General features: G+C 34.0%; 19 protein-coding genes. 4 read left to right on the forward strand and 15 right to left on the reverse strand.

Annotated features, from left to right (window positions below):
• Positions 1–16 precede the first annotated feature (16 nt).
• On the reverse strand, positions 17–3,370 hold the full coding sequence (locus ACTQ5K_RS02550; RefSeq protein ID WP_441993538.1) for a hypothetical protein: 3,354 nt from the start codon (positions 3,368–3,370) through the stop codon (positions 17–19).
• Positions 3,371–3,541: 171 nt separating this feature from the next.
• On the opposite strand from ACTQ5K_RS02550, the gene ACTQ5K_RS02555 reads away from it, so the two are divergent.
• Complete coding sequence (locus ACTQ5K_RS02555; RefSeq protein ID WP_441993540.1) at positions 3,542–4,912, forward strand: dipeptidase; 1,371 nt, start codon at positions 3,542–3,544, stop codon at positions 4,910–4,912.
• Positions 4,913–5,077: 165 nt separating this feature from the next.
• Here the strand turns inward: ACTQ5K_RS02555 and helD are convergent, their stop codons facing one another.
• The 3 genes from helD to ACTQ5K_RS02570 all read right to left on the reverse strand — a co-directional run bounded on the left by helD (position 5,078) and on the right by ACTQ5K_RS02570 (position 11,666).
• Entirely contained in the window at positions 5,078–7,384 is a 2,307-nt protein-coding gene (helD, locus tag ACTQ5K_RS02560) for an RNA polymerase recycling motor HelD (RefSeq protein WP_441993542.1), read from the reverse strand.
• Positions 7,385–7,588: 204 nt separating this feature from the next.
• The gene (locus ACTQ5K_RS02565) at positions 7,589–8,839 is read right to left on the reverse strand and encodes an MFS transporter (protein ID WP_235249448.1); all 1,251 of its coding nucleotides are present in this window, start codon (positions 8,837–8,839) and stop codon (positions 7,589–7,591) included.
• 895 nt (positions 8,840–9,734) lie between these two features.
• A complete protein-coding gene (locus ACTQ5K_RS02570; RefSeq protein WP_441993693.1) occupies positions 9,735–11,666 on the reverse strand; it encodes an LTA synthase family protein in 1,932 nt (643 codons plus the stop codon).
• 512 nt (positions 11,667–12,178) lie between these two features.
• On the opposite strand from ACTQ5K_RS02570, the gene ACTQ5K_RS02575 reads away from it, so the two are divergent.
• Positions 12,179–13,225 (forward strand): M42 family metallopeptidase, encoded by a 1,047-nt coding sequence (locus ACTQ5K_RS02575; RefSeq protein WP_031537609.1) that lies wholly within the window; start codon positions 12,179–12,181, stop codon positions 13,223–13,225.
• A gap of 46 nt (positions 13,226–13,271) precedes the next feature.
• Here the strand turns inward: ACTQ5K_RS02575 and ACTQ5K_RS02580 are convergent, their stop codons facing one another.
• The 7 genes from ACTQ5K_RS02580 to ACTQ5K_RS02610 form a co-directional block, all read right to left on the reverse strand.
• Positions 13,272–13,817, reverse strand: a complete 546-nt coding sequence (locus ACTQ5K_RS02580) for a M15 family metallopeptidase (RefSeq protein ID WP_031537607.1) — start codon at positions 13,815–13,817, stop codon at positions 13,272–13,274.
• 177 nt (positions 13,818–13,994) lie between these two features.
• Positions 13,995–17,135, reverse strand: coding sequence for an AAA family ATPase (locus ACTQ5K_RS02585; RefSeq protein WP_441993545.1), 3,141 nt, complete (start codon positions 17,133–17,135; stop codon positions 13,995–13,997).
• Positions 17,132–18,277 carry an exonuclease SbcCD subunit D gene (locus tag ACTQ5K_RS02590; RefSeq protein WP_441993547.1) on the reverse strand — a complete coding sequence of 382 codons (1,146 nt, stop codon included), beginning with the start codon at positions 18,275–18,277 and terminating at the stop codon, positions 17,132–17,134. The genes ACTQ5K_RS02585 and ACTQ5K_RS02590 overlap by 4 nt, the downstream gene beginning before the upstream one ends.
• A 450-nt stretch (positions 18,278–18,727) precedes the next feature.
• Positions 18,728–18,928, reverse strand: coding sequence for a cold-shock protein (locus ACTQ5K_RS02595; RefSeq protein WP_031537602.1), 201 nt, complete (start codon positions 18,926–18,928; stop codon positions 18,728–18,730).
• A 226-nt stretch (positions 18,929–19,154) separates the two neighbouring features.
• Positions 19,155–19,292, reverse strand: a complete 138-nt coding sequence (locus ACTQ5K_RS02600) for a YvrJ family protein (protein ID WP_031537601.1) — start codon at positions 19,290–19,292, stop codon at positions 19,155–19,157.
• A 98-nt stretch (positions 19,293–19,390) separates the two neighbouring features.
• Positions 19,391–19,606, reverse strand: coding sequence for a DUF2922 domain-containing protein (locus tag ACTQ5K_RS02605; RefSeq protein ID WP_031537600.1), 216 nt, complete (start codon positions 19,604–19,606; stop codon positions 19,391–19,393).
• A gap of 34 nt (positions 19,607–19,640) precedes the next feature.
• A complete protein-coding gene (locus ACTQ5K_RS02610; protein WP_031537599.1) occupies positions 19,641–19,862 on the reverse strand; it encodes a DUF1659 domain-containing protein in 222 nt (73 codons plus the stop codon).
• A gap of 171 nt (positions 19,863–20,033) precedes the next feature.
• On the opposite strand from ACTQ5K_RS02610, the gene ACTQ5K_RS02615 reads away from it, so the two are divergent.
• Entirely contained in the window at positions 20,034–20,294 is a 261-nt protein-coding gene (locus ACTQ5K_RS02615) for a phage holin family protein (RefSeq protein ID WP_031537598.1), read from the forward strand.
• 109 nt (positions 20,295–20,403) lie between these two features.
• On the opposite strand, the gene ACTQ5K_RS02620 is transcribed toward ACTQ5K_RS02615, so the two are convergent.
• From ACTQ5K_RS02620 to ACTQ5K_RS02635, 4 genes are all read right to left on the reverse strand, one after another.
• A complete protein-coding gene (locus ACTQ5K_RS02620; protein ID WP_031537597.1) occupies positions 20,404–22,092 on the reverse strand; it encodes a methyl-accepting chemotaxis protein in 1,689 nt (562 codons plus the stop codon).
• Positions 22,093–22,309: 217 nt separating this feature from the next.
• On the reverse strand, positions 22,310–22,783 hold the full coding sequence (locus ACTQ5K_RS02625; RefSeq protein WP_031537596.1) for a CcdC family protein: 474 nt from the start codon (positions 22,781–22,783) through the stop codon (positions 22,310–22,312).
• A gap of 156 nt (positions 22,784–22,939) precedes the next feature.
• The gene (locus tag ACTQ5K_RS02630; RefSeq protein ID WP_031537595.1) at positions 22,940–23,299 is read right to left on the reverse strand and encodes a response regulator; all 360 of its coding nucleotides are present in this window, start codon (positions 23,297–23,299) and stop codon (positions 22,940–22,942) included.
• A gap of 213 nt (positions 23,300–23,512) precedes the next feature.
• Positions 23,513–24,217: a cytochrome c biogenesis CcdA family protein gene (locus tag ACTQ5K_RS02635; RefSeq protein ID WP_031537594.1), complete on the reverse strand. Its 705-nt coding sequence runs from the start codon at positions 24,215–24,217 to the stop codon at positions 23,513–23,515.
• Between the two features lie 252 nt (positions 24,218–24,469).
• Between ACTQ5K_RS02635 and ACTQ5K_RS02640 the strand changes: the two genes are divergently transcribed.
• Positions 24,470–24,670, forward strand: coding sequence for an aspartyl-phosphate phosphatase Spo0E family protein (locus ACTQ5K_RS02640; protein ID WP_031537593.1), 201 nt, complete (start codon positions 24,470–24,472; stop codon positions 24,668–24,670).
• Positions 24,671–24,689 lie beyond the last annotated feature (19 nt).

Here is a 24,689-nt window from a genome sequence, read left to right on the forward strand (position 1 = left end):
CGTCCAGGCCATTATATTATTTCCATGTTTTTAAAAATAGCAGTAATCTATTTTTCCAATCAAGGAGCTTTGTAATAGCTAAAGGCTGCTTCCCTTGTTTTAGCATTTCGTAAATACTTGCAATCGCAATGAGAATGGACCCAGCAATTAATAAATACACCCACCATGGGAAATTCCCCCAATATGGTCTTGTTTGTAACAAAACATTGAGAACAAGTACACCAATACCAACAAAGAAATAGGATTTATACCGGAAGTAAAAACCAGAGAGAATGGACAAAATAGCAAGACCACCTAAGATTATCGCATCATAGATAGTATGGGAAATATATCCATCTATAGCTAATATAAGAGCTACAATAACGATCACTCCCCATTCAATATAGTGTAATGTCATTAGCTTACTTATTATTTTCTTTGTAGCAATTACCATGATTATCCAAGGCAATACAACTAACTCTGTCACAATATATTCTTTGATAGTAATAATCATTAGAAACGAATAATACGGAACGAGCAACAAATATATGCTTACAAGTTTAGGTATCCATTCGATTTCTTTTTTAACTCGTTTAATTTGCAAATAAGCTAGAAAAGAAAGGAACAATCCTGGTATTATAATATCCCAATTAAAGGTTGTTTCCACTCCAAATAACGATATTGTAGAAAGGATACTACCAATTAGATAAAAATCAATCCATTTTTCCCCATCTTCCTTCCACTTCAATATGGACGAGTAGACTGTCGTACTTATAAACAAAAACATTACTCCCCAAACACAAGTAAATACATAACGATCAAATGGGATAAACTCCTTTGCATACATCAATATTTCATTATTGATAAGCAGGAAGACAACTCCTCCAATGGAGAATAAATGCAGTTTCTCCAAATGAATTACAAGCAGCACAATCATAATATATAGTAGGATTACAAAATAACTGACCGTCGAAAATGGGTAAGCAAACAGCCAAGAAATAATCCCTAATACACTAAATGGTAGAAAAAAGTAAAGAAGCCCTACCTTATTCTGTGTTAGAAAGTACAAACCAAATAAAACAATTGACAGTACCATAAATGCAAGTTGATACGAATTTCCTCCTGCAAAATCAAATGAGATAATTGTCGCTAGAAAGAGATAACTAGATAGATAGCTACCATATCGAAAAGCCATTTTCACATATTTATTCGCAACTAAATAGATACTTATGCTATAAACAATGAACAAATAGATAAACGGAAGGAAGGAATCACTTCCTATAAATAAACGATCAATGACCATACTTCCAATAATATACACATGGGAAATCGTTAGGAATGGAAGCTTAAATGATGTATGTTTTAGCCCTAACGCAATAATAAACAGGCCAATCCATCCATACTTCATAAGCGTTTCAAAAAGAAATGTATCACTGTTCCAAATAGAACCAACAAGGGTTAAATAGCTAATCAAACTAACAATACCAATTAGCCATGCGATAAGATTGTTTTTTATTTTTCGATATAAATCGTAAAAAACAAGGATTGCTACTAAATACATTCCAGTTGTGACCCATTTGTTTAATGTGAAATATTCAAGAATTAGAAGCAATCCAAAGCCGTACAAGATTTGACCAATATAATAACCAATCCTTCCCATGTTCTTATCCAGTCTTTCATACAAACTTCCAGTTATGACGGTGAATATACTTCCTATCGCAATCGATAACGATAGTCCTTGTTCTTGTATAAAGCTGAATGTCTCTGCAGTCGTAAAATAAACACCAAAAACAGTAATCGGAATGAGATAGGAAAGGAGTTGGTTATGCGTTTTATTTCTTATCAAGCGCCTTCCTAAATATAGACTTAATGCTATTCCTCCTATCATGACAGGAATATACCACTTTCCAATAAAAATTGCTGTTGATAAAAAGGCTATTAACACCATCCAGGATACATTATAGATGGTAGATTCCTTTCTAATATCTTGTAAATAATGCCACTTATTAAATATGCCTAACAGAAATAATAGCACTATATTTATTCCATAGATTACAAGGAATAAGCTATCAACATCGTTTATTAACGAAAACAATACAGCTATATTCCATAAAGCTAGGTTCAAAAAAAGAACTGGCAAATAACGAATAAACGAATATGTTAGTTTTTTCGTTAAAAGAAGAAATTCAACGGCCAGTAAGAGATAAGCAAACACTAAATACATACTGCCTTCGAGAAAAAGTTCCCCATAAAATACAATAGTTACGAAAAAAGTGGCAAGTGCAATGACAAAGCTTGTAAACTCCCAAACTTTTCCCCATTCCAGCTTCTCTTTTAAGATAAACACAAAAAAGAGAAGGAGAATACTAAAGCAAGCAAAAGCTACTGGTAATAAGTCTTGAAGAATTGGATTGGTGAAAATTCGATAAAGACCAAACGCAATTGCAATGGTAATAAAAAAATGATCATGCTTTCGTTTCGTTAACGCAACGGTCATCATGAAAAGACTGCTGATTACTAAATAATAAAAACCATTTATCATACTGCTATCAAATAGAAATGTCATAAATAATGCAGTTAAAATTAACTGTAGTTGAACAATTGGTGTCAGTTCCTTCTGAAAGTATTGTATCCATTTTAAATGCTGACACTTCAATAAAACATATATCAATATAAATTGATAGATTATCATAAAAAAGAAGAATCCATCTTGAGCTAACGGGAGGAAAGCAAAGAGAAAAGCAAGCGTTCCAGTTATTGTCCCAATGGTCAGGATTTTATATAGACCAGACTTTAAATAAACAGCTAGAGCAGTATAGATTGGGAATAATACCAATCCAGCTATTACCCCTAATAAAAATCGACCTTCACCATGCATAGAAAGATAGTCCCCTGCTAGCTGAAAAAAGCTGACGGAAACAAATCCTATTGGCAAAAAAAGACTCCCAAGGAGAAAGAAAGCAAATGCAGTATGATCAATTTTGATAATTTTTTTCGATAATAAACCAACCCCAAAAAATAAAATCGAAACAAAAAAGATCGATACTGCTTTCATCCATCCTGGCATAGAGTCCCAATTACTAGTCGCAACGACTAACCCGCCTATTAGCAGTAGTGCTACTCCTAAATAAAGCATCACCCCTATATTTCGTTCACGGAGCTGTTCAGCAGTATACTTTTTCTTTTCCTTTACAGGCTGCTTTTTCACAATTACTTTTTTTACAGGTTTTTTTTCTAATCCTTCCTTTTCTAGCTCCTTCTTTTTCTCTTCATCTGTTATATACCGTTCAAAGCCAGCAGTTATGTCCATATAACTTTCGTTTGATATGTATTGCTTTGTATATAAAATTTCCAAAATGCGATTAAAAATGGCAATCGTATTCTTCTGCATTCCATGCATCCTTTCTTCTTAACAAGCCTTAATTCTTACAATTTCATCTAATGGTGTAATTTTACATCATCATTTATGATTTTTCAATATATTTTATTTTCTAAAAAAGAGGATATTCTTTTTATATAACGAATTTATTTTTCATATCGAAATAATTGGAGGAATACAGAAATGAAAATGATTGAAGATTATTTAAAAGAGAAGCGAAATGTCCACTTGGAAGAATTATTTTCTTTCTTATCATTGGAAAGTATCAGTGCCCTCCCCGAGCATAAAGAAGATATACAGAAAACAGCTGAATGGTTAGTACAGGCACTTACGAATGCAGGCTTAGAAAATGCTTCCATCTATCAAACAAAAGGCAATCCAGTTGTTTATGCAGATTGGCTTCATGCAGAAGGAAAACCTACTGTATTAGTATATGGGCACTATGATGTACAGCCAGTCGACCCACTAGAACTATGGGATACTCCCCCTTTCTCACCTGAAATACGAGATGAGAAACTCTATGCAAGAGGTGCAAGTGATGATAAGGGACAGGTTTTTATGCATATTAAAGCTATTGAAGGGATTCTTCAAACAAATGGTTCTCTTCCAGTAAATATAAAATTTTGCATAGAAGGAGAAGAGGAAGTTGGCAGTCCTACCCTTCCTCTCTTTGTAGAAGAAAACAAGGAGTTATTAGGTGCTGATGTGATTGTTATTTCCGATACGGGGATGATAGAACAAGGGAAACCAACCATTTGCTATGGTCTTCGTGGTTTATGTGGCATGGAAATTCATGTTAAAGGTCCAAGAAGTGATCTTCATTCTGGATTATTTGGAGGAGCGATTCAAAATCCAATTGCTGCCATAAGCGGGCTATTAGCAAGCTTTCACGATCAAAATGGAGTAATTGCTGTAGAAGGATTTTATGATCGTGTAACACCTTTAACACCAGATGAAAAGGAAGCCTTTAAAGCATTGCAAATTTCAGATGACACTTTCATCGAGCAAACTGGCTCCCCTACTCTATTCGGTGAAGAAGGATTTTCTACTTTAGAAAGGCTTTGGGTGCGTCCTACTCTTGAAATCAATGGAATAAAAGGTGGCTTTCAAGGAACTGGCGTAAAAACCGTTATCCCTTCAGAAGCTAGTGCAAAAATTACCTGTAGACTTGTGCCTGCTCAGGATCCTGAAGAAATAGTTGCATTATTAGAGAAACATATTGAGGCTCATAAACCAAAGGGTGTAGATGTAACAGTTCAATTATTTGATAAAGGTACTCCTTTTGTTACGCCATTTGATCATAAAGCGATACAAGCAGCTGGCAAAGCTTATGAAACAGTGTATAAGGTGCCAACTTCCTATACGCGTGGTGGTGGATCTATTCCAATTGTTGCAGCATTTGACCAAATTTTAAATCTGCCTGTTGTGTTAATGGGATTTGGATTACCAGATGAAAATTTCCACGCCCCAAATGAACATTTCCATTTAGAAAATTATGATAAAGGCTTACAAACTATTTGCAATTATTGGTTTGAACTTGCAGAAGTCTGGTAAGAAAACCAAAAAAATTACTTACTAATAAAGCAGCAGCCAAAATACACTTTGTCACAGGGGCTCTCCCCTGTTTCGCGAAACATCGAGTTCGTGTATTTCGGCTGCTCCGTTTTACTTATTACTTCCAACCACTTTTAAATTCATCTATCTTTTTTTAGAAAAATATTATCTTCCATCAATTAACTCATAAGTATCTTCCTTTATCCACTCAAAATATGGATTCAGAATTCCATCTTCTATATACATAGCTAATCCATGCATGGCTCTTGTGCAGGCTGTGTAAAACAATTCCTTTTCTAAATCGCCCTTATAGCTTGATGCATTATAAAGAATCACTCCATCAAACTCGATTCCTTTAGCTAAATAAGCAGGGATAACGGAAATGCCTTTTTCATAGGATGTGGTGCCCTTTTGAATAAATCTTGCTTCTACTTTCTCTTTAAGCATTTCGTATACTTTACTGCTTTCTTTAATCGTTTTACAAATAACTGCAATTGTTTTATAGCCATTACCCTTCCAGTCTTCGATTCGCTTTAATAAATCATCTATTTGCTTAGCCGAATCTCCTACACTTACTACATGTGGTTTTTCACCATGACGATTAAAAGGTTCGATTTTGTCTCCATTTACAGCAAGGCCTCTTGTAAACTCCACAATTTCCTTGGTCGAACGATAGCTTTTCATTAAAACGATGCTTTCGACATCTTCCTTTTTTCCATTAGCAACAATCTCATTATGCTGGTGGGCATATATTGCTTGATTAATGTCGCCAAGTAGCGTCATTTTGCTATAAGGAAATAGCTCTTTTAAGTAATTAATTTGAAAATCAGAATAATCTTGTGCTTCATCAATAAATACTTGACGAATTCCCGAAGTGGATTTTTTTCCTTCCAATTTATCCTTTAAATACGCAAAAGGTGTAGCATCTTCGTACGACAGTGTTCTATTTTGCAGGTTTAAGATGGTTTGCTCGCCAATCCTTCTCCATTCGTCCATTGTTAATTGTGCAGGACAGCTTAAATCGAAAATCCCTTTATACATAGCAGAAACATCAATAAATCGCAATTTTTTAATAGCCGCATAGATAGACTTAAAGTGCTTATTAACAATAATTTTCCGCAAGAATTTTTCCTCTTGATCGAAATAGTCGAAGTCTTCTTCTTTTTGAGCTGCATGAAATGCTTCCAAATACTCCTCTTTATCCAACAGCTCCATTTCGTTATCAACCCAACCTTGTTTTCTTTCGGTTCTTGCATGCTTTTTCATTTCTTTTTGGGCCCATTCAATTAATAATTGCATTCGGTTTGGTATGGATATATGGCTCTCCATTTCATAAAATTTTCTCATCAATTCTTCACTTGATATAAATACTTTGTTTTGAAATACGATATCCTTAAATACGACACCATCTTTATGTAAATTATCTAAATACTCATCGATAAGCTTTTTAAACGCTTTACTACTTTTAAACTGAATACTTTTTAATCTATTTTCTTTTTTTAGTGAGTCCGTTTCCGTTAACAAATATTCTAATTGGGAAAAGGAATCCTCTACTTGAAAAGATTTTCCAATTCGTGATTGTAAATACTCATAAAAAGTAGACTGGCGCATATTTTCTTCCCCAAGCTCCGGCAAGACTGTAGACACGTAGCTATTAAATAATGGGTTAGGTGAAAACAGCATAATATTATCTGATTTCAATGTATCACGATGCTTGTATAACAAATAAGCTACACGTTGCAATGCAGCAGATGTTTTTCCGCTTCCTGCCACGCCCTGCACAAGTAAGTATTTGCTTTTTTCATTGCGTATAATTTGATTCTGTTCCTTTTGAATCGTCGCAACGATTGATTTCATCATGGAATTAGCATTATTGCCAAGTACTTCAAGCAATAGCTCATCTCCAATCGTTACTCCTGTATCAAATAAACTGATAAGCTTCCCGTCTCGGATGATAAATTGTCTTTTTAATAGTAAATCACCCTCAATTTTCCCACCAGGCGTTTCATAAGATGCTGGTCCTGGCGAATAATCATAATAAACACTTGAAATAGGAGCTCGCCAATCATAGATATAAAATGTCTCATTTTTTTTATCCATAAAAGAAGCAATGCCAATATATATTTCTTCTGTGCCTTCCCCTTCCTCATCGAAATCAATTCTGCCAAAGTAAGGAGTATCCTTCAATTTTTGAAGAACCTTTTGTTGCTGATGAATTTGCCCATAAGTTCGTTCCCGTTCTCCAAGGAGCTCTGCTTGTTGTTTTATACTCGTAAAGGTTTCAATAACATCATCTGGTTCATCAAGGTTTACCGTAACATCCTCCCAAAAGGTTGAACGTAATTGACCAACATCACCGCCAATATTGTGAATGTCTTTTTCTATCACATTCAACTTATCGTCGATTTCCTTGCGAACAAAATCTATCCTCTTTTGTTCCTGGACCTTTTCTTTCGCTTCTTTATTACTCATATTGCATACACCCCTAATCAATTATCTTGACAAGCAGAACAATTATGTGATATCATTATAATAGATAAATTATATGAATTTTACTGAAGATAAATTGATATCACTAAAAGATTCATTTATTTTAACATATTCCGAATTAATTTTCCACTTTAATAAGCATAGACATCCCATAGCCTTTACGGATATGGGATTTATTATGTGTATTTATATTTTTGCCATCTTGCGTTTGAATGAAACTCCTTCTCTCCTCTTTAAATATATATAGAGGAAAAAGAAAAATATCCCACTAAAAGCTCGTAAAAATCCAGAAATATTCATCGCTGTATAAATATTCGTTGTTTCCAAAATAAATACACCAAATTGTGGGGCAATAAAAGCAACAAACGCAAGTAAAATATTATAATTAGAAATACATAAACTGCGATTATCCTCATTTGTCACATCCAATAATTGATTAAATAGCATTAAGACAGTACCTGACACAAATAATCCAGCAAATATATTCGTTATCACAAGAAAAACAAGATTGGTTGAAAAGATCGTGATGAATGGGGCGATTGCCATTCCAAGCGATACTAAGATAAGCATCTTTGCATTGGAATGTTTATCTGCCATTCTTGCCCACCATTTAAAACTAATAATTTGACCAATTGAATTAGCAACGGCAAATAAACTGATCCATAATCCTGTAGCTCCAGCGTATTTTATTTGATAGATACTAAACAAGGTCCAACACATTTGCCATGCAAAATTAAAAAACAAGGCGCTAATGATAAAATATAAAAAAGCTTTATTTCTAAACACAGAAATCCCAAAATGCGTAGTCCTTTTTTTAGGCAATTCTTTCTTTTTCGGCTCCACATGCTTCTTCAAATAATTTATTTCAAGCAAACCTAATACAAAAGCTAATAAATATAATCCAACAAAAGGAATTGGATCTGTTTTATCAAAAAATTGAAGAAATATGCCAATAAAAAAAGTAGAGATCATCCCGATTAAAGTCATCATTTTATTTCTTGTGCTAAAAAAATCACTTCGTCTATCTTCTTGAATAATGTCCCCTATAAATGCCTGCCAGCTTAAATTCGCAAAGGAAAAAGGAAAATTCATGATCCCAACCAAAACAATAAAGACGATTACTTGATATTTATCAGGTATAAAAACGACTAATGCAATACCAACTAAAAAAAGCCTTGCAGCTAAAAAAGAATACACGGTAAACATCTTCTTCTCCTGAAGCCTATTAATGATCAATGAACCAATGATCATCGCAAACATTCCAATAAATGGAGGAAGCGAGCTAATTAAACCAACTTGATAATTGGTTGCTCCTAAAACACTTATTGCAAAGAGTGGAAAATAGTTATTAGAGATGTTCAAAATTATCGTTGTGTAAACTCCATTCTTGATGCTTAGCCTTTCATTTTCTGAATTCGTCTGTTCTGATTCCATCATTCCTATATCATCCTTTTTCTTATCAAAATTATTTCAATTTCTGAAATATTCATTGTTATCATACTCTCATCCTTCTTAACCTGCAAGCCTTTTTTAAAAGAATTTGATGAAATATTTTTGAACATTTAGAGCCTTTTTATAAGCCAAAAAAACAGCTTCAAACATCCGTATTTCAGCCAAAGAATTATAGATTCTTTGGCTTTATAGATTATCTATTATAGTATTTTTCTGCCTTTCTTTTTAAAGACAAAAAGAGGCTGGGACAAAACTAAATAACTAGTCTTTAAAGACGAACAATCTTTAATTTAGCTCTTAAATAAAGCTACTTTCTCATGATGGTTATCTATGTTTTTTAATATAGTTAAGTGTAAAAACTCAGTCGTTCCATTGCGCTACAGACGCACGATGCGCCGGGGAGGAAGCTGAGCCTCGCATGCGAGGGCACTGAAAAAGTCTAGTTCTCCAAATAAAATGAGGTTTTATTTATTTGAAAGCGAATAATAAGTTGGTTTGGAGAGGCGTCCGCTCGACTCCTACGGGAGATGCGAGAAAGTCCGAGACCCTGCAGGAGCGTAGCGACGAAGCGGCTCGGCGCTCGCCCCGTGGAAAGCGAGCGGTAAGCCTCGGAAAACAAAAATCTACACTAAGTTAGAATGGTTTGGTAACTACCGATTCACCAGGTAATTCACTTTTTCAGTGGCCTCCTCTCATGCGCTGCGGGGTCTTAGCCTTTCCTCTATTTCCCGCAGGAGTCGAGCGTCCTCCGCTTCATTTCACTTCGTTTTTAAACCTTTTTCTAAAAAAACAAACACGAACTTTTATGTAATATAATTACATTTTAGTCCGTGTTTGTTGTTGGTTGAAATACTTATGTCCCAGCCTTTTTTATTTCACATTATTCTTCTACTGATTCCTCAGTTTCAGTTGTTGTTGTAGAACCTTTTATATAATTATAATCATCACGATTAATTGGCGTGAATCCATCCGGCTGATGGAATCTTAATAAATCTTTCATGACAATGTTGTCTGATGCTTGTAATTCTGCAGCAGCTGCTTCTGCTTGTTCAGCACCTTGTTCTGCATCAACTAACTCGCCATCAGCATTATAATAGTTATCACCAATTTTTGTTAGGGTTGGAGACACATAGTCACCATTTCTAAATGGAACTGTTTCACGATGCTGTTCAGATAGTAAATCAGAACCTACTTGTAAATAATCCTTTGTATCAATACCTAGAAGATGCATTAATGTTGGCATAACATCTACTTCGCCACCAAATTCACTTACTACATTTCCTTCTACACCTGGTACATGGATAAATAACGGTACTCGCTGTAGCTGTGCGTTCATAAATGGTGTTACTTCATCGACGCCAAGCACTTGAGCCATTGCTTTATTATGATTTTCAGAAATACCATAATGGTCACCGTACATAACAATAACTGTATTATCATATAAGCCAGATTCTTTTAATTCTTCAAAGAATAAGCGAATCGATTCATCTAAATAATGAGCTGATTGGAAATAATGGTTTACGGCATTATCACCAAAGTCCCCTGCTGGGAAGTCCGTATCGCCTTCATCCATTTCGAATGGATGGTGGTTGGATAACGTAATAAACTTCGTATAAAAAGGCTGCTTTAATCCTTTAAGTAAAGGCATACTTTGTTCGAAGAACGGGATATCCTTCATTCCATAATTTTTCGTATTTTCCTCTGACATATCATAATACTCAGCATCAAAGAAATAATCGTACCCTATCGTTTTATACATTTCATTACGATTCCAGAAAGTTTTATAGTTACCATGGAACGCAGCAGAAGTATATCCTTCCCCTTTAAGAATGGCGGGTGCTGATTGTAAGGTATTTTGTGCTTTATTTACAAAAACAGCTCCTTGAGACATTCCATATAAGGAATTCTCCATCATGAATTCAGCATCAGAGGTTTTTCCCTGCCCTGTTTGATGGAAAAAGTTATCAAAATAGAAAGTATTATCATCTTTAATTAAAGAGTTTAAAAACGGCGTTACTTCTTCTCCGTTTAATTCATAATTAATAATAAAGCTTTGCAGTGATTCCAATGAAACGTAAATAACGTTTTTACCTTCAGCCGCACCAAAATATTTATCATTTGGCTCAGCATAATTAGCACTTATAAAGTTTTGCACTTCAGTAATATCACTGCTATCGGCTAAAGCTCTTTGACTTTCAGATCTAGCGTTTTGCACGATATCATAAATGGTAAAGTTGTATGCGCCTAAATATTTTACTAAATAATTTCTATCAAATGAACGACTTAATAATTGCGGGCGATCTGCCTCTGCTAATCCTAAATTGATAACAAATGTCAAAATAGCTAGTGCAAAAACAGATTTTGCTGCTCTTCTATTTTTTTGTATCGTAGGTTTATACGCTTTTGTTGCTAGTAAGACGATTAAAATAATAACATCTAGGAAATAAAGAATATCATAGGGTTTAAGTAATGATAAAATACTGTCACTTAACTGTCCACCATTAACTTTTACCTGCATTACAACTGGAACTGTTATAAAGTCTGTAAAGAATCGATAATACACAATGTTTGCATACAATAAAGCAGACATTAACGCTGTATTAATCGTAATATAAACAGGCTGTGCTTTCCCTTTAACAAATAAAGCAAGTCCAATAAAGAGAAGTGCAGAGCTTAATGGATTAATAAATAATAGAAATTCCTGCATAGGTCCTTGTACACCAATGCTGAACTCTACCTTATATCCAATATACGTTTTCATCCAAAATAAAAATATGGCGATTAAAAAGAAAGAAGAATGTTTAGATAACATTTTACGAAATAATTCTGCTGTACCTTTCAATCCCGTTCACCTCAATTCAAAATTTACAATTTCTAAAGTAATTTGTTTATTTTCCCTTAATTAGTGCTACCTTATCTACATATGTTACTGCCCTTCCTTTTGTTCATCCTAGTTAAGAAGTAGCAGCTAATGAAAATGCCGTTATCCATTATAACATATCATTTTCAAAATGGTTATTCCTTTTACTTCCTATTAATAGAAATTTACTTAAAGTAGATTTCAAATTAATCACATCTTACATTAAATTAATGAATATTTCCAGCAATATCTATATTTATACGAAAAATAGGGCTAAAAGAACAGAATTTGTGTTTTTTCGACAAGAATGAATAATAGCAGATATTTTCTAAAATGAAAATGGTAAATACTCACAGCCCTCTCTTTCTTCCCCAATCATAAGTATGATAAACAGCGAACAAGCATATTTAATATTCATTTTTTTAATAGTATAATGGTGTAGATAGTAAAAGGAGGAATTTCATTTGATACATATTGATCAAAAAGAATATTTAGCTCTATTAGAGCAATTGCTTAATGTCACTAGTCCATCAGGGAATACAGAAACAATTATTCAATTTATAGAGAAATATTTAAAAGAGGCCAATATTTCTACTTATCAAAATAATAAAGGAGGATTGATTGCGACACTTCCTGGAAAAATTACAGACAAACAGCGCATGCTTACTGCACATGTTGATACACTTGGGGCGATGGTAAAGGAAATCAAACCGAATGGCAGACTGCGCTTAGATTTAATTGGCGGTTTCACATACAATAGCATTGAAGGAGAAAATTGTATAATCGAAACTTCTTCTGGTATGACATATACAGGAACAATCCTTCTTCATCAAGCATCTGTCCATGTATATAAAGAAGCCAGAACGCTTGAGCGTAATCAAGCCAATATGGAAGTTCGCATTGACGAAATGGTTAAGAATCAAGAAGAAGTGAATAACCTTGGCATTGCTGTGGGTGACTTTGTATCTTTTTACCCACGTGTAGAGGTTACTCCTTCTGGCTTTATTAAATCAAGACATTTAGATGATAAAGCGAGTGCAGCGATTCTTTTACTATTAATAAAAAAATTGAAAGAAAATAACATTGAATTACCGTATACAACAAACTTTCTTCTTTCGAATAACGAGGAAATTGGCTATGGCGGAAATTCCAATATTCCTGTAGAAACTGTTGAATATATGGCTGTTGACATGGGAGCAATGGGAGATGGTCAATCAACAGACGAGTACACTGTATCCATTTGTGTGAAGGATTCAAGCGGACCTTATCATTATGCTTTAAGAAAGCATCTTATTCAATTAGCAGACAAGCATGAAGTACCATACCAACTAGATATTTATCCATATTATGGATCTGATGCTTCTGCTGCCATTCGATCTGGTCACGATATCAAACATGCGTTGATTGGGCCAGGAATTGATTCCTCACATGCCTATGAACGTACACATTTTTCTTCTGTTGAAGCAACAGGAAAATTAATTTATCATTATTTACTTAGTGAATTAGTCTAAATTGTTAACAAAAAGAGGATGACATTATCATGTCATCCTCTTTTTGTTATTCTGGTCTTTTGCCCTTTTGCAAATCTTTCATTGTTAATCCAAAATCCATTTGAAAATGGGGATAATCCTTAAAATTAGCCCAGTCTCCTCCCCACTGAAAACCTAATTCTTTTGCTATTTCCACCACTTCCATCCAATCACTTTTGCCATTTCCATTCCCATCATAGTCCATATCCCAGATGACTACACCGTTAATATCTAAAAGAGCGAAGTCTATTGCTAGTCCATAATTATGATAAGACTCCCCGCCCTTTGCATTGGTTACAATTGAGCCATCTGTCGTTCTTCCTTGCTCATATAAACGATCTTGCTCTTCTATACTTCTAAAGTCCTCTGTAATGACAGTCCGAATTCCAATATCACCTGCCTTTTGAACAAGGATATCTTTCTTTTCCTTTACAATAGGATTCAATTCAGTAGGCATTGGCACATCACTATAGTCTCTTTCAGGCACATTTAATTTCCAATATATTAGAAGAATAAAGATAAAAATTAATAATATAAAAATGCTTCTGCCATGCTTCTTTCTTTTTTTTCGCAAAATTACGCTCCCATACTTCTGATGTTGTTTTCATTCATTAAGCCGATGATTTTGGACGGATAGTTAATTTTTTGGGGACATGAAATAGATGCCAGATCATGGACAGAAGGATTCCCCTTTTCTAGATTTGACATGCCAATACAGCCACTGACTTATCCATCCCGTCTCTACCATATTTTAATGTAAATATTCAAAGCGAGTAGTGCTTCCAGTCTGTCCAGCAATAACCTCTAATCTAACTTCCATTCGATCCTTTAATTCAGGAACGTGGGAAATGACCCCGACTAATCGTCCTGCGTTTTGGATATCCATCAGTGTTTCAATTGCTTGATCTAGCGACTCTGGATCTAGCGTTCCAAAGCCCTCATCAATGAACATCGTTTCCAGTGAGATTCCACCAGCAAAATTTTGTACGACATCACTTAAACCTAATGCTAAGGATAATGCTGCCTTAAAACTTTCTCCTCCTGATAATGTTTTAACATGCCTTTCTTGTCCAGTATATTGATCAAATACGAGTAATTCTAATCCACTTTGCACATTTCCCTTTGATCGATCACTCTTTCGGACAAGCTTATATCGCCCACTAGTCATTTTTTTAAGTCTACTGTTCGCTTGAAGTAATATTTCATCTAAAAAGGATGCAAGAACATAGCGCTCAAATGTAATTCTTTGTGCATTTTGACCTCTTGAAATATCATATAAATGCCCAACAAGATTAAATTGATTTTCTAATTCTTTTACTTTCCGGTTTATTTCAAGTACTTGTGCTTGGATTTCTTTATTATCTTTTTGTTTTATTATCATATTTGTATGCTCTTGCTGGAATCTATTTGCTTCTTCCACTATTCTTGTTAGCTTCGTTTCGAGCTCTTCTATATTTGGAACCGCAATATCTTTAAGTGCAACTTCTAAATCCTTTAAGCGATCAGAAGCAGAACGACACTCTTCTCGATATGCTTGAACCGCTGCTTTTAGCTTTTCTACTTCTTGTTCCTGCAATTTACTTTCTGCATAGGATCGATAGGTTGGAAACCCTTGCTTTGCCATTTTTTCTAAGAATATATCCCTTTCTGTCTGTAAGCTTTCGGATAGCTGCCTAATTTGTTTTTCTAGGCTTTCTAAACGAACTAACTCCTTTTGTGATTTTTCTTTCGTATTCTGCAACTTTTCTTGAGCTAAAGCAAATTGAGCTTCCAATTTTTCTAACCGCAGCATACTTTCTTGCGATACTTTTTTATATTTGGGTAATTCTCTCAAGTCGGCCGGAATCGTATCCTGCATTTTTTTTAAGGTTGTATTTTGTTCCGTATATTCAATAGTTGTTTCTCTTATTACTTCTGTTGTTTGTTCAAGTAGTGCTTGCACTTCTTGAAATTGCACTTCAACATCAGATAGAGACAACTTCATTTTTTCCATCTCTATTGTTTGCGCCTCTAATTTCTTTTGCTCAAGACTCAATTCCTGCAATTGATTTTTAATTGTATTTGCTGTTATCGCGCTATCCCCATCACTAAATAAAGGATAGATATCGACAACCTTTTTTAGCTTATTCTTTGCATCTTCTGTATACCATTTCCATTGTGTATTGGCCTCAAGCCAAGCAGTTTCTGCTTTTGTTTTTTCTTTTTCTATGCTTTCAAGATCCTTTTTTGCACTTTTTCGATCCTCCTCAGAGAAATCTTCGGTATGAAGATGATTTGTTGCTGGACTTGGATGATGTACACTTCCACAAACCGGACATGCTTCATCCACTTTTAAACTTGCTGCTAAAATAAGCGATTGGTTGGCAATCCACTTATTTTCAAGTTCTTCTACTAATGCTTTTGCATCATCATATCTATTTAATACTTGATCTAGCAATTGTTTTTTTGAATTGGCATCAGACTTTCGTTTCATGCTAGTATGTTCTACTTCCATATATTCATTTATTCTTTCTAATATAGTTTGCAGATTCCGAATTTTATCTTTATTATCTAGAAGTAATTCCTTCATACCGTCTAGCTGTTTTATCCGCTCTTTATACTTTTGAATAGTAATCTCTTTTTCTTTTCGTTGTTTTTGAAGGATTTCTTGTTTAGAAGCATGGCTTTTCATCGCTTTTGTTAATTGATGGAGCTTTCCTTCTACTTCCGCATACTGCAGAACATCCTTTTCCATATTTTTCAATTCAACAAGGTAATTAGCTAATTGTTTACGCTCTTCTTCTTTCGTTATCTCTTCCTTATATAGTTGATCTGCTTCCATTAGTTGTGCTTTAAGCGCTTCTATAGATGTTCGAATTGCCTTTTCTTCTTCTTTTCTATCATCAATTTGTCTTTTTAAGTGATGACAAATTTCCTCTTGCTGTGCAAGGACGGCAGCTTTTTGGGCTAAATCGATTTTCTTTTCTATTTCTGTATATTCCGTTTTCTGACTTTCCAATTCCTTTAAACGTGTGGAAAGATCTTCTTTTAACTTCATTTGCTTAATTATCGATTCTGCTTCAAATAAATGCTGTTTAATGACATCTCGTTCTTTATTTTTCTCGTCGACCTTCGTTTGTAATCTTCCTACCTCTTTTTCCATCGACTCTATTTCTCGCTCTAATAGCGGGAGAATGGCGACATCGTTCTCACTATCTTGTGCCATTTGTGCAATTAAATCTTTATTAAATACTGCAGCTATTTTAGATAGTGAATTTGTACGTAATATTACCTTTTGCTCAACTTCCTTTTTTAGTCCTTGTGCCTGCTCCTTTAGTTTATCTTCAATACGCTTATACATTTCTGTATGGAATAAACGTTGCAAGATATTCTCTTTTTCTTTACTGTCTGATGTAAGTAATTTGCGAAATTCCCCTTGTGGAATCATCAGTATTTGGCGAAATTGATTGCTATCAATTTGCATAATTTCCTTCACTTTTTCATCTACATCACGAACAGAGGAAGCAACAAGCAATTCCTTTCCTTCTTCATCGAATGTAAAGAGTTCAGCTTTCGCACCAATTGTCGTAAATCCATCTCCTCTTTCTTTTTTCTTCTCTTGCTGAGGAGATCGAGTGATGAGATAACGTTTTTCCTTTAATTTAAATTCAAAACTGACTTCTGTTAATAAGGAATCATCGGCAAATTGACTTCTTAATTCTTGCCCATTGCGATCTTCCCCGCTGGCTTTGCCGTAAATAGCATAGCTAATCCCATCAAAAATAGTAGTTTTACCTGATCCTGTTTTTCCAGAGATGACAAACATTGTACGATTGCCTAAAACAGTAAAATCAATAACCTCTTTGTGAGCATATGGACCAAATGCCTGCATGGTTAGTTTTAATGGTCTCATTTTCGTCCCTCCTCTCTTAGAACTTGATTAATAACACTCGCCATCCAATCCTTTTTCTCTTCTGAAAAGGTTACAGTAGTCATTTCTTCGTAAAAAGATGCAAATAATTCCAGTTCATTTTGCTGTATTTCCTTTTGCACTTGCAAAACAGACTTATCTTTTCGATCTTTGTTTTCTATTTTTCTTTCTAAGTGCAGAACATTTGGGTAGACTTGTCTTAGCTTTTGGATTGGATCAAGTATCGCTCCTTCATCAAGCAAAGTTATTTTCAAATAATCATCTACTTTTTGTTGCTGATAAAAATTTATATCTAGCAGTTCTTCTATATGACCTTCTAGCTCTCTCATATCTTTCTCCGGTGTTAGCGCATGATATTTTTGCGTAAAATTCCCTTTTTCATCCATTTCAATAATGGACACAGATTTCTTTTGCTTCGCTTCGGAAAATGAATATTTCATTAAGGAGCCTGAATATTTAACCGTTTGATGATTAATAGCCTCCGGGCTATGCAAATGACCTAAAGCACTATAAGCAAAGGGGGCAAACAATTCAACTCCGACACAGCCTGATCCACCGACAGATAAAATCCGCTCCGAATCAGATGTTTTCCCCCCCAGTACAAAGCTATGTCCAATCAACACATTTGGTTCATTAATCTGCAAATTATTTTCCATTTTACCAATAATGGCTTTCATTGCGTCATGATGATTTAGAATCGAATCATCCTCTAGCATTTTTCTGACTACTACTGGCTCGCAATATGGTACTAAGTAGAAATTAACCCCAGCTAAAGACACCGGTGAAAAGCTATTTTCGATTTTTCCATTTAAATAAAATTGATTTTTCTGGTACCAAGAACTTCCGAAAGATAATCTTTCTGCACTATCATGGTTTCCAGATATAGCAAGTATTGGTGTATTTAGCTCAACATTAATAAAATATAAAACCTCATCCAGTAAATTAACGGCATCTGTAGGCGGAATGGAGCGATCATATAAGTCGCCTGCAATAATGACAGCATCTGGCTTTTCTTTCTCTACCAGCTCCATAAATTGTTTCAGCATAAAGCGTTGATCTTCTGTCATGTATAATCCATGAACTAATTTCCCCAAATGCCAATCGGCAGTATGAATAAATTTCACTATTTTCACCTCTAAAATTTTTTATGAAAAAGCATTTTTGGCTGTTTTCGTAAAGTTTGTTGCTATATCTGCACCCTGTATACACTTCGTTTACAATCGGGCGCTACATTCTAATCTCATCAGATTGTACGTATATGCAGAGTGCTTCTTATTACTAATAATTTTTGTAACCCTTTGAAAATGCAACTATTTATAAGCTGCATTTACGCTTATTATTTACTTCAATTTATTCCATGCAGTAAAGTCATAATGCATTTACATGGAGATAAAAGCATATATTCTATCATTATAGCAAACATTTTGTAAGAGAAGGAATGAGAGAAAAAGTAAACCAATTATTTCTATTTACATAAATCTAATAGAGCTGGTTATATATAATGAGGGATATGGTATAGAAAAAGGTCAGACCTTTTAAGAGATCTGACCTTTTTTATATGAGGAATGCTATTATTATATTTTAGTAACGTTAGCAGCTTGAGGTCCACGAGCACCTTCTACTACTTCAAATGAAACGTCTTGGCCTTCTTCTAAAGATTTAAAACCTTCCACTTGAATCGCTGAATAGTGAACGAATACATCATTTCCGTCTTCTGCTTCAATAAAACCAAATCCTTTTTCTGCATTAAACCATTTAACTTTACCGTTTTTCATGTGAAAAAATCCTCCTAAAAAGCTTTGCTAGCTTCATCTTTTAATTACCATTTTCATCGCATAAGCATTAAACTATTAATCTCTTAAAATATAAGTTCGATCAATAAATAACATACTAAATACGTTAATAACGGTTAATGTAAATTTAACATTTTTAACTATTATTGTCAATAGAAAACCCTTTCATTTTTCAAACAATTATAATTAATAGAGAAGCTCTTTCATTCTATCCTTTTATTAATTCGGGTAAACTTTGAATTGATTTGATCATAATATCCAGTTTCGTTTCAATTCTATTCAGCAAATAGAAACTGATTACAATTGGAAATCCAACTTGGCTTATAAATGAAATCAAGTCTTCCATTATAAGTTCCTCCTCATAGTATCTCTTTATTACCTTAGGGCTACTGGCATGGAAACCATTAGCCCTTAAGCAATTTGTTCAAAAACCGTTACTAATCGTTAAATCTCATAATCAGTTACATTTCTTTCAACAAGGCGTATTCCTTTCACTGCAATTAATTCTCCGTTCGCACTGCTTAATGCATTAGCTGAAATAATACTTTGCATGACTGTTGATACTTGTTCCGCATCTACTGGTTCAACAGGACTTTCAAGGGAAATTTTTGTTGACTTCCCATTACTCGTTTCAAAAGTTAACTCTAATGATTTCGCCATTTAAGATTCTCCTTTCATTCCTATTTAGGTGTTACTACGGCTGAATAATTTCTGAGACATCATTTCTTTCAATAGAAAATAAAGTATAAGTAACTAGCGATGATAAACTTGCTGCGATCTCAGCTAGCTGTTCAGGGGATGCCGTTTGCTTAACATTCCTAAACGTCTTTGTTACATAATTAGGATCCCCGTTTTCCTTCATACCATTTTGAAACGTTAGCTTAATACTTGATTCATTCCAAATTGCTTCTGCCATCTCCATCACCTCCTTTCACTCCCTAAATAGAGGAAAGGAAAGAAAAAGGACAGTGTATGAATAAATAAGATGATTTTTTCTTAGAGTGTTTTCTGTCATAGGTTATGTAACAATCATTTTTCTTCCTTAGTACATATGCTAGTAATATAGAATAAAAGGAGGGAAAATACTGTGGAATGGTTACAATCTTTTTTACTTGACCATTATTATATATTAGTACCGGTTCTATGGATCATCGGCTATGCTCTTAAGCAAACGCCAATAATACCTGATTGGTCTATCATTTGGATTCTTCTCCTAGCATCTATTGTATTAGCCACTTTTGCATATGGATTTAGCTTTGAAGCAGTTACTAACGGCATTATAGCTGCAGGAGTATCTGTATTCGGACACCAGCTTGTCAAACAGACAGTTAAGGATAGAACGAAATAGTTCTATTCTATAGATACATGGTAAAGGGATGATTACATGTTTTTGCTAAAAAAGAGCCGATCTTCCTTTTGTTTATACAAAAAGATCGACTCTTTCTATTTATAGCTAATTATAATGTAAAATGGGACACAGTTTTTTGAAGCCTTGATGCAATTTCCGATAACCTTTTAGCTGAATCTGTCATCTCGGTCATAGATGCTAACTGCTCCTCTGTTGCTGCAGACGTTTCTTGTGTAAAGGAAATACTTTCTGCCGAAATTTTATAAACACTTTCCATAATCCGCTTCATTTCATTGCTATTTTTTGATAGCTCTTCTATTTCATTCGTTACTTCTTGTACATTTTCTGATACATCGGAAACAGATTGAAAAATTTCTTTAAAGGCGATACTTGTTTTTTCCGTTTCTAAGAGACCTTTACTTACAATCGAGTTAGTATTATTCATGCCATCAACTGCCAGGCTTATTTCCTTTTGAATCGTATCCGTTACATGTTGAATTAAATGGGCAGAATTACTGCTCTCTTCAGCAAGTTTTCTAACCTCGTCTGCCACAACAGAAAATCCTTTACCATGTTCTCCTGCTCTTGCAGCTTCGATGGCTGCATTTAATGCCAATAGATTTGTTTGCTCTGCGACATTCGTTATTAATTCAGCAATTTTTTTAATTTCTACAGACTTTTCTTCCAGCATTTTGATGGTCAGGGAGGAATCTTCAACAGAATAACTTATGTCCTTCATTTTATGAACCACATCATCAATGGAGCGATTACCGTCTTTTGCCTTCTGCATGGAGCCAGTCATTTTTTCTTTCATACTGAAACTACGTACGGTTATTTCTTCCATGCTTTTATTCATAAGACTGTAATTCTCAACTGCAATTTGAAATTGGTTTAATTGGCTCTCCACTTGTTCTACCGTTTTTTCTGAAATACTAGAAACCTGTTCCGCCACAATCGCCGTTTCTTTTGCACTATTTTCCATTTCCGTACTACTGGCAGTAACGATATTAGCTGTCTCTCTTACCTCCTGGATAATTAAGCCTAATTCATCGTTCATTATACTTAATGATTGGACCATTTCTCCAAATTCATCATTTCGCTTTCCTTTCACTTCTTGCTTTGTAAGATTCCCTTCACTAACCTTTTTGATAATACGAGAAGAATCTCTCATGCCTCTTGCTATCGTTCTACTAATCCACACAGCAAGTATGACTGCTGAAATCATCGCAAAGGCACTTATTGCAAGGACTATATAAATATAAATCTTTGTTTCACTTTCTACTTTGCCTCTTATTTCACTCATTCTTGTTTCTTCATATTTAATTAACTGATCTGTTTGATTACTAAATTCAGTACGAATGTCATTAGACTGATTAATAAGGGAAAGATAATTTTCTTCATTTTCTAAAATTTTTTCCTGGACTGCCTTGTCACCTAGAACTAAAAAATCAGCTTGAAGCTTTTGGATGCTTTCAAATAAGTCTTTACTAGTAGCATCGTTTTCCATACTATTTAATGTATCAAAATCATTCACCAGTCTTTTCGAACTACTATCATAATTTGTCAGATAGGAGGTTTCTCCTGTAAGTAAATATCCATTTATACCATCTGATTGGAGCAACATGTCTATTTTCATGTTTTTTAAGATGATTACCTTATTTACTTGCTGATCAATCACATTTGTGTAGTTTTTATCAACCTTTGCAATTTGTGTTATAGAGAGAGTCGCAATTAATAAAATACATATAATAACTAAGAGAAAACCTAGCCCCAACTTTTTTGTAATTGTAAATCTCATAACCTTCTCCCTTCTATATTAACCAATTAAGACTTTTAAGAAATTAATGACTTTTTCTATTATTCTATGATGATTATTCTATTATACTAGCAATTAAGACTTTTTTACTAGATAGTTTTTTAGTAAAAAAATTTTTTCCATCGTTACAGATTTACTCCAACATAAAAAACTAGCAGGAATTCACACATGAATTCCTGCTAGTTTAGCGATATTTACCTTAATGGACAGTGCTTAATTTTTTTGCCAGCTTCTTGTAATTGAAATACATAGAAATTCGCCAAGGTACTATCATACAGAAAGCTAGCATCCAGAACATGCCTCCTAATGGTCCCACATCAATTGAACTGCTTAAAATAAATTTAGCAACAATTCTAATGGCTAATAGTCCAAATAAAATATAGACAAATGCTTTCGAATTAATTAAATATATATCCTGATCCTTAATTTCAAACTTTGTTGTTTTAATTAAAAGAAATGAGAATAATATTCCCGCAATGGCTGCTTCCAAAATTTCCTGTCCAGTAATCCGAAAATAAGGAAAAACAAACATAAGTGCACCTGTACTCATAAAAAATGGAGGAAGAATAATCTTTTTTGGTGAAACTGGCTTCGTAGCCGCTTTCATTCTTAACACCATAAAAAAGACACCCATAAACACTGCGATACATGTTGAAATTATGACAGAAGCCATAGAAAAAACCCCTTTACTTACCTTTTATCTCATAATAATATTTTTAATCTTACCATCAAGATTAGTCCTCTGTCCATTTTTTATAGAACAACAGTGTCTAATTAACGGCAAAAAAAAACGGATACGATAAACATATCCTTTAATACTACACAATCGTTATTTTAAAACTCTATTTATTGCATCTAGTACACGTGTATCATCAAAAGGCTTTACAATAAAATCCTTTGCACCTGCTTCAATTGCTTCAACGACCATTTTTTGTTGCCCCATTGCAGAACACATAATTATTTTTGCCTGCGGAAATTCTTGTTTTATTTCTTTAACAGCGTCCAATCCGCTCATCTCTGGCATTGTAATATCCATTGTGACCAAATCCGGATCTAATTCACGATACAATCTTACTGCTTCTTTCCCGTTTTCTCCTTCACCAACTACTTCATGATTTGATTTAGTTAAAATATTTGAGAGAGTAATTCTCATAAACTTTGCATCATCCACAATCAATATTCTAGCCATCTTGCTTCCTCCTCAACACCCAAAAACAAAAAATCTATTAATATAAATTTATTTACTATCCCTTATTTCAATATAGCGAATCTTTATGATAATTTCAATCTATTTTGTCATAATATATGACAAACCATGGCATGTATGTGTCTAACTTTTTGAGATTTTAAACGAATTTTCTATCCTACTTTTTAACTATCATTATACAGGAACATAAGACTATTAAAAGCCTTGAAAATCGCCAAATATTGGTGAAATGACGCGTGTTAACCATTTCATTCCATCCATATATAACAATATACCCATTAAAATCATACAATAACCACCAATTTTCATCCAATAATGACTATACTTTTTTAGCTTGTTCAAATGTGAGACAAAATAAGACAATAAGATAAACGGAAAAGCAAATCCAAGAATGTAGGCTGTTAAATATAGTAAGCTCGTTTCTGGATGAAGGCTTGCTAATGATAAAACTGTTGCTAGAATTGGACCATTGCATGGAGTCCAGCCTGCTGCAAAACTTAAACCGATTAAAAAGGAGCCAAGATACCCTGTTGGTCTTGTTTTAAAGGAAAAACGATATTCTTTCATCAACCACTTAGGCTGCCATAACCCAATTATCATGAGACCAAACAAGATAATAAGAATGGATCCTATCTTTCTAACTTCTTCTTGATATGTCTTAAAGTATGTCCCTATGAAGGACGAACCGAAACCGAGCGTTATAAAAATAAGTGAAAACCCTAAAAGGAATAATAGTGTATGCCAAAAGCTAGCATTTTTAATGATACTTCCCTTTTCAAGCTGCCCAATTGACATTCCAGTAATATAGGATAAATATGCTGGATATAATGGTAAACAGCATGGAGAAATAAAACTTAAAAAACCTGCACCCAAAGCTATAAATAAATTTATATCAACCATTATTTATTTCTCACCTTCTCCCATATATTAACTATATGCTTGTTCAATCTGTTTATGTACTTTTCAATATTTTTGCATTTACTTCCAAAAATAGATATAATTAAATAAATCATTTTCAAAAAAATAGAAACTTGCATTAGTGGGGATACTTCCTACTATCTTGTATGAGTAAATTAATATCAAACTATGTTTCCTAACGATTTCACAACTATTAGAGTTATCAGGATTAATATACGGAAAGGACCATATACCATGCTAAAAAAGCAATTACTAACTCAAATTGAATTAAAACGGTCAGAGCTAATTGAAATTGCTATGAAACATGGTTTTTCATCGTCCTCAGCCATTATATGCAGTCAAGAATTAGATGTATTACTAAATAAATATAATGAAATGAATCTAAAAAAAGAATTTCCTAACTTTCGAAAATCAAAAGAGCAATGGAATGTTTAAGCAAAAAAACCGAAGTTAA

This window comes from Niallia sp. Sow4_A1, from assembly GCF_052116745.1.
GTDB lineage: Bacteria > Bacillota > Bacilli > Bacillales > Cytobacillaceae > Niallia > Niallia hominis.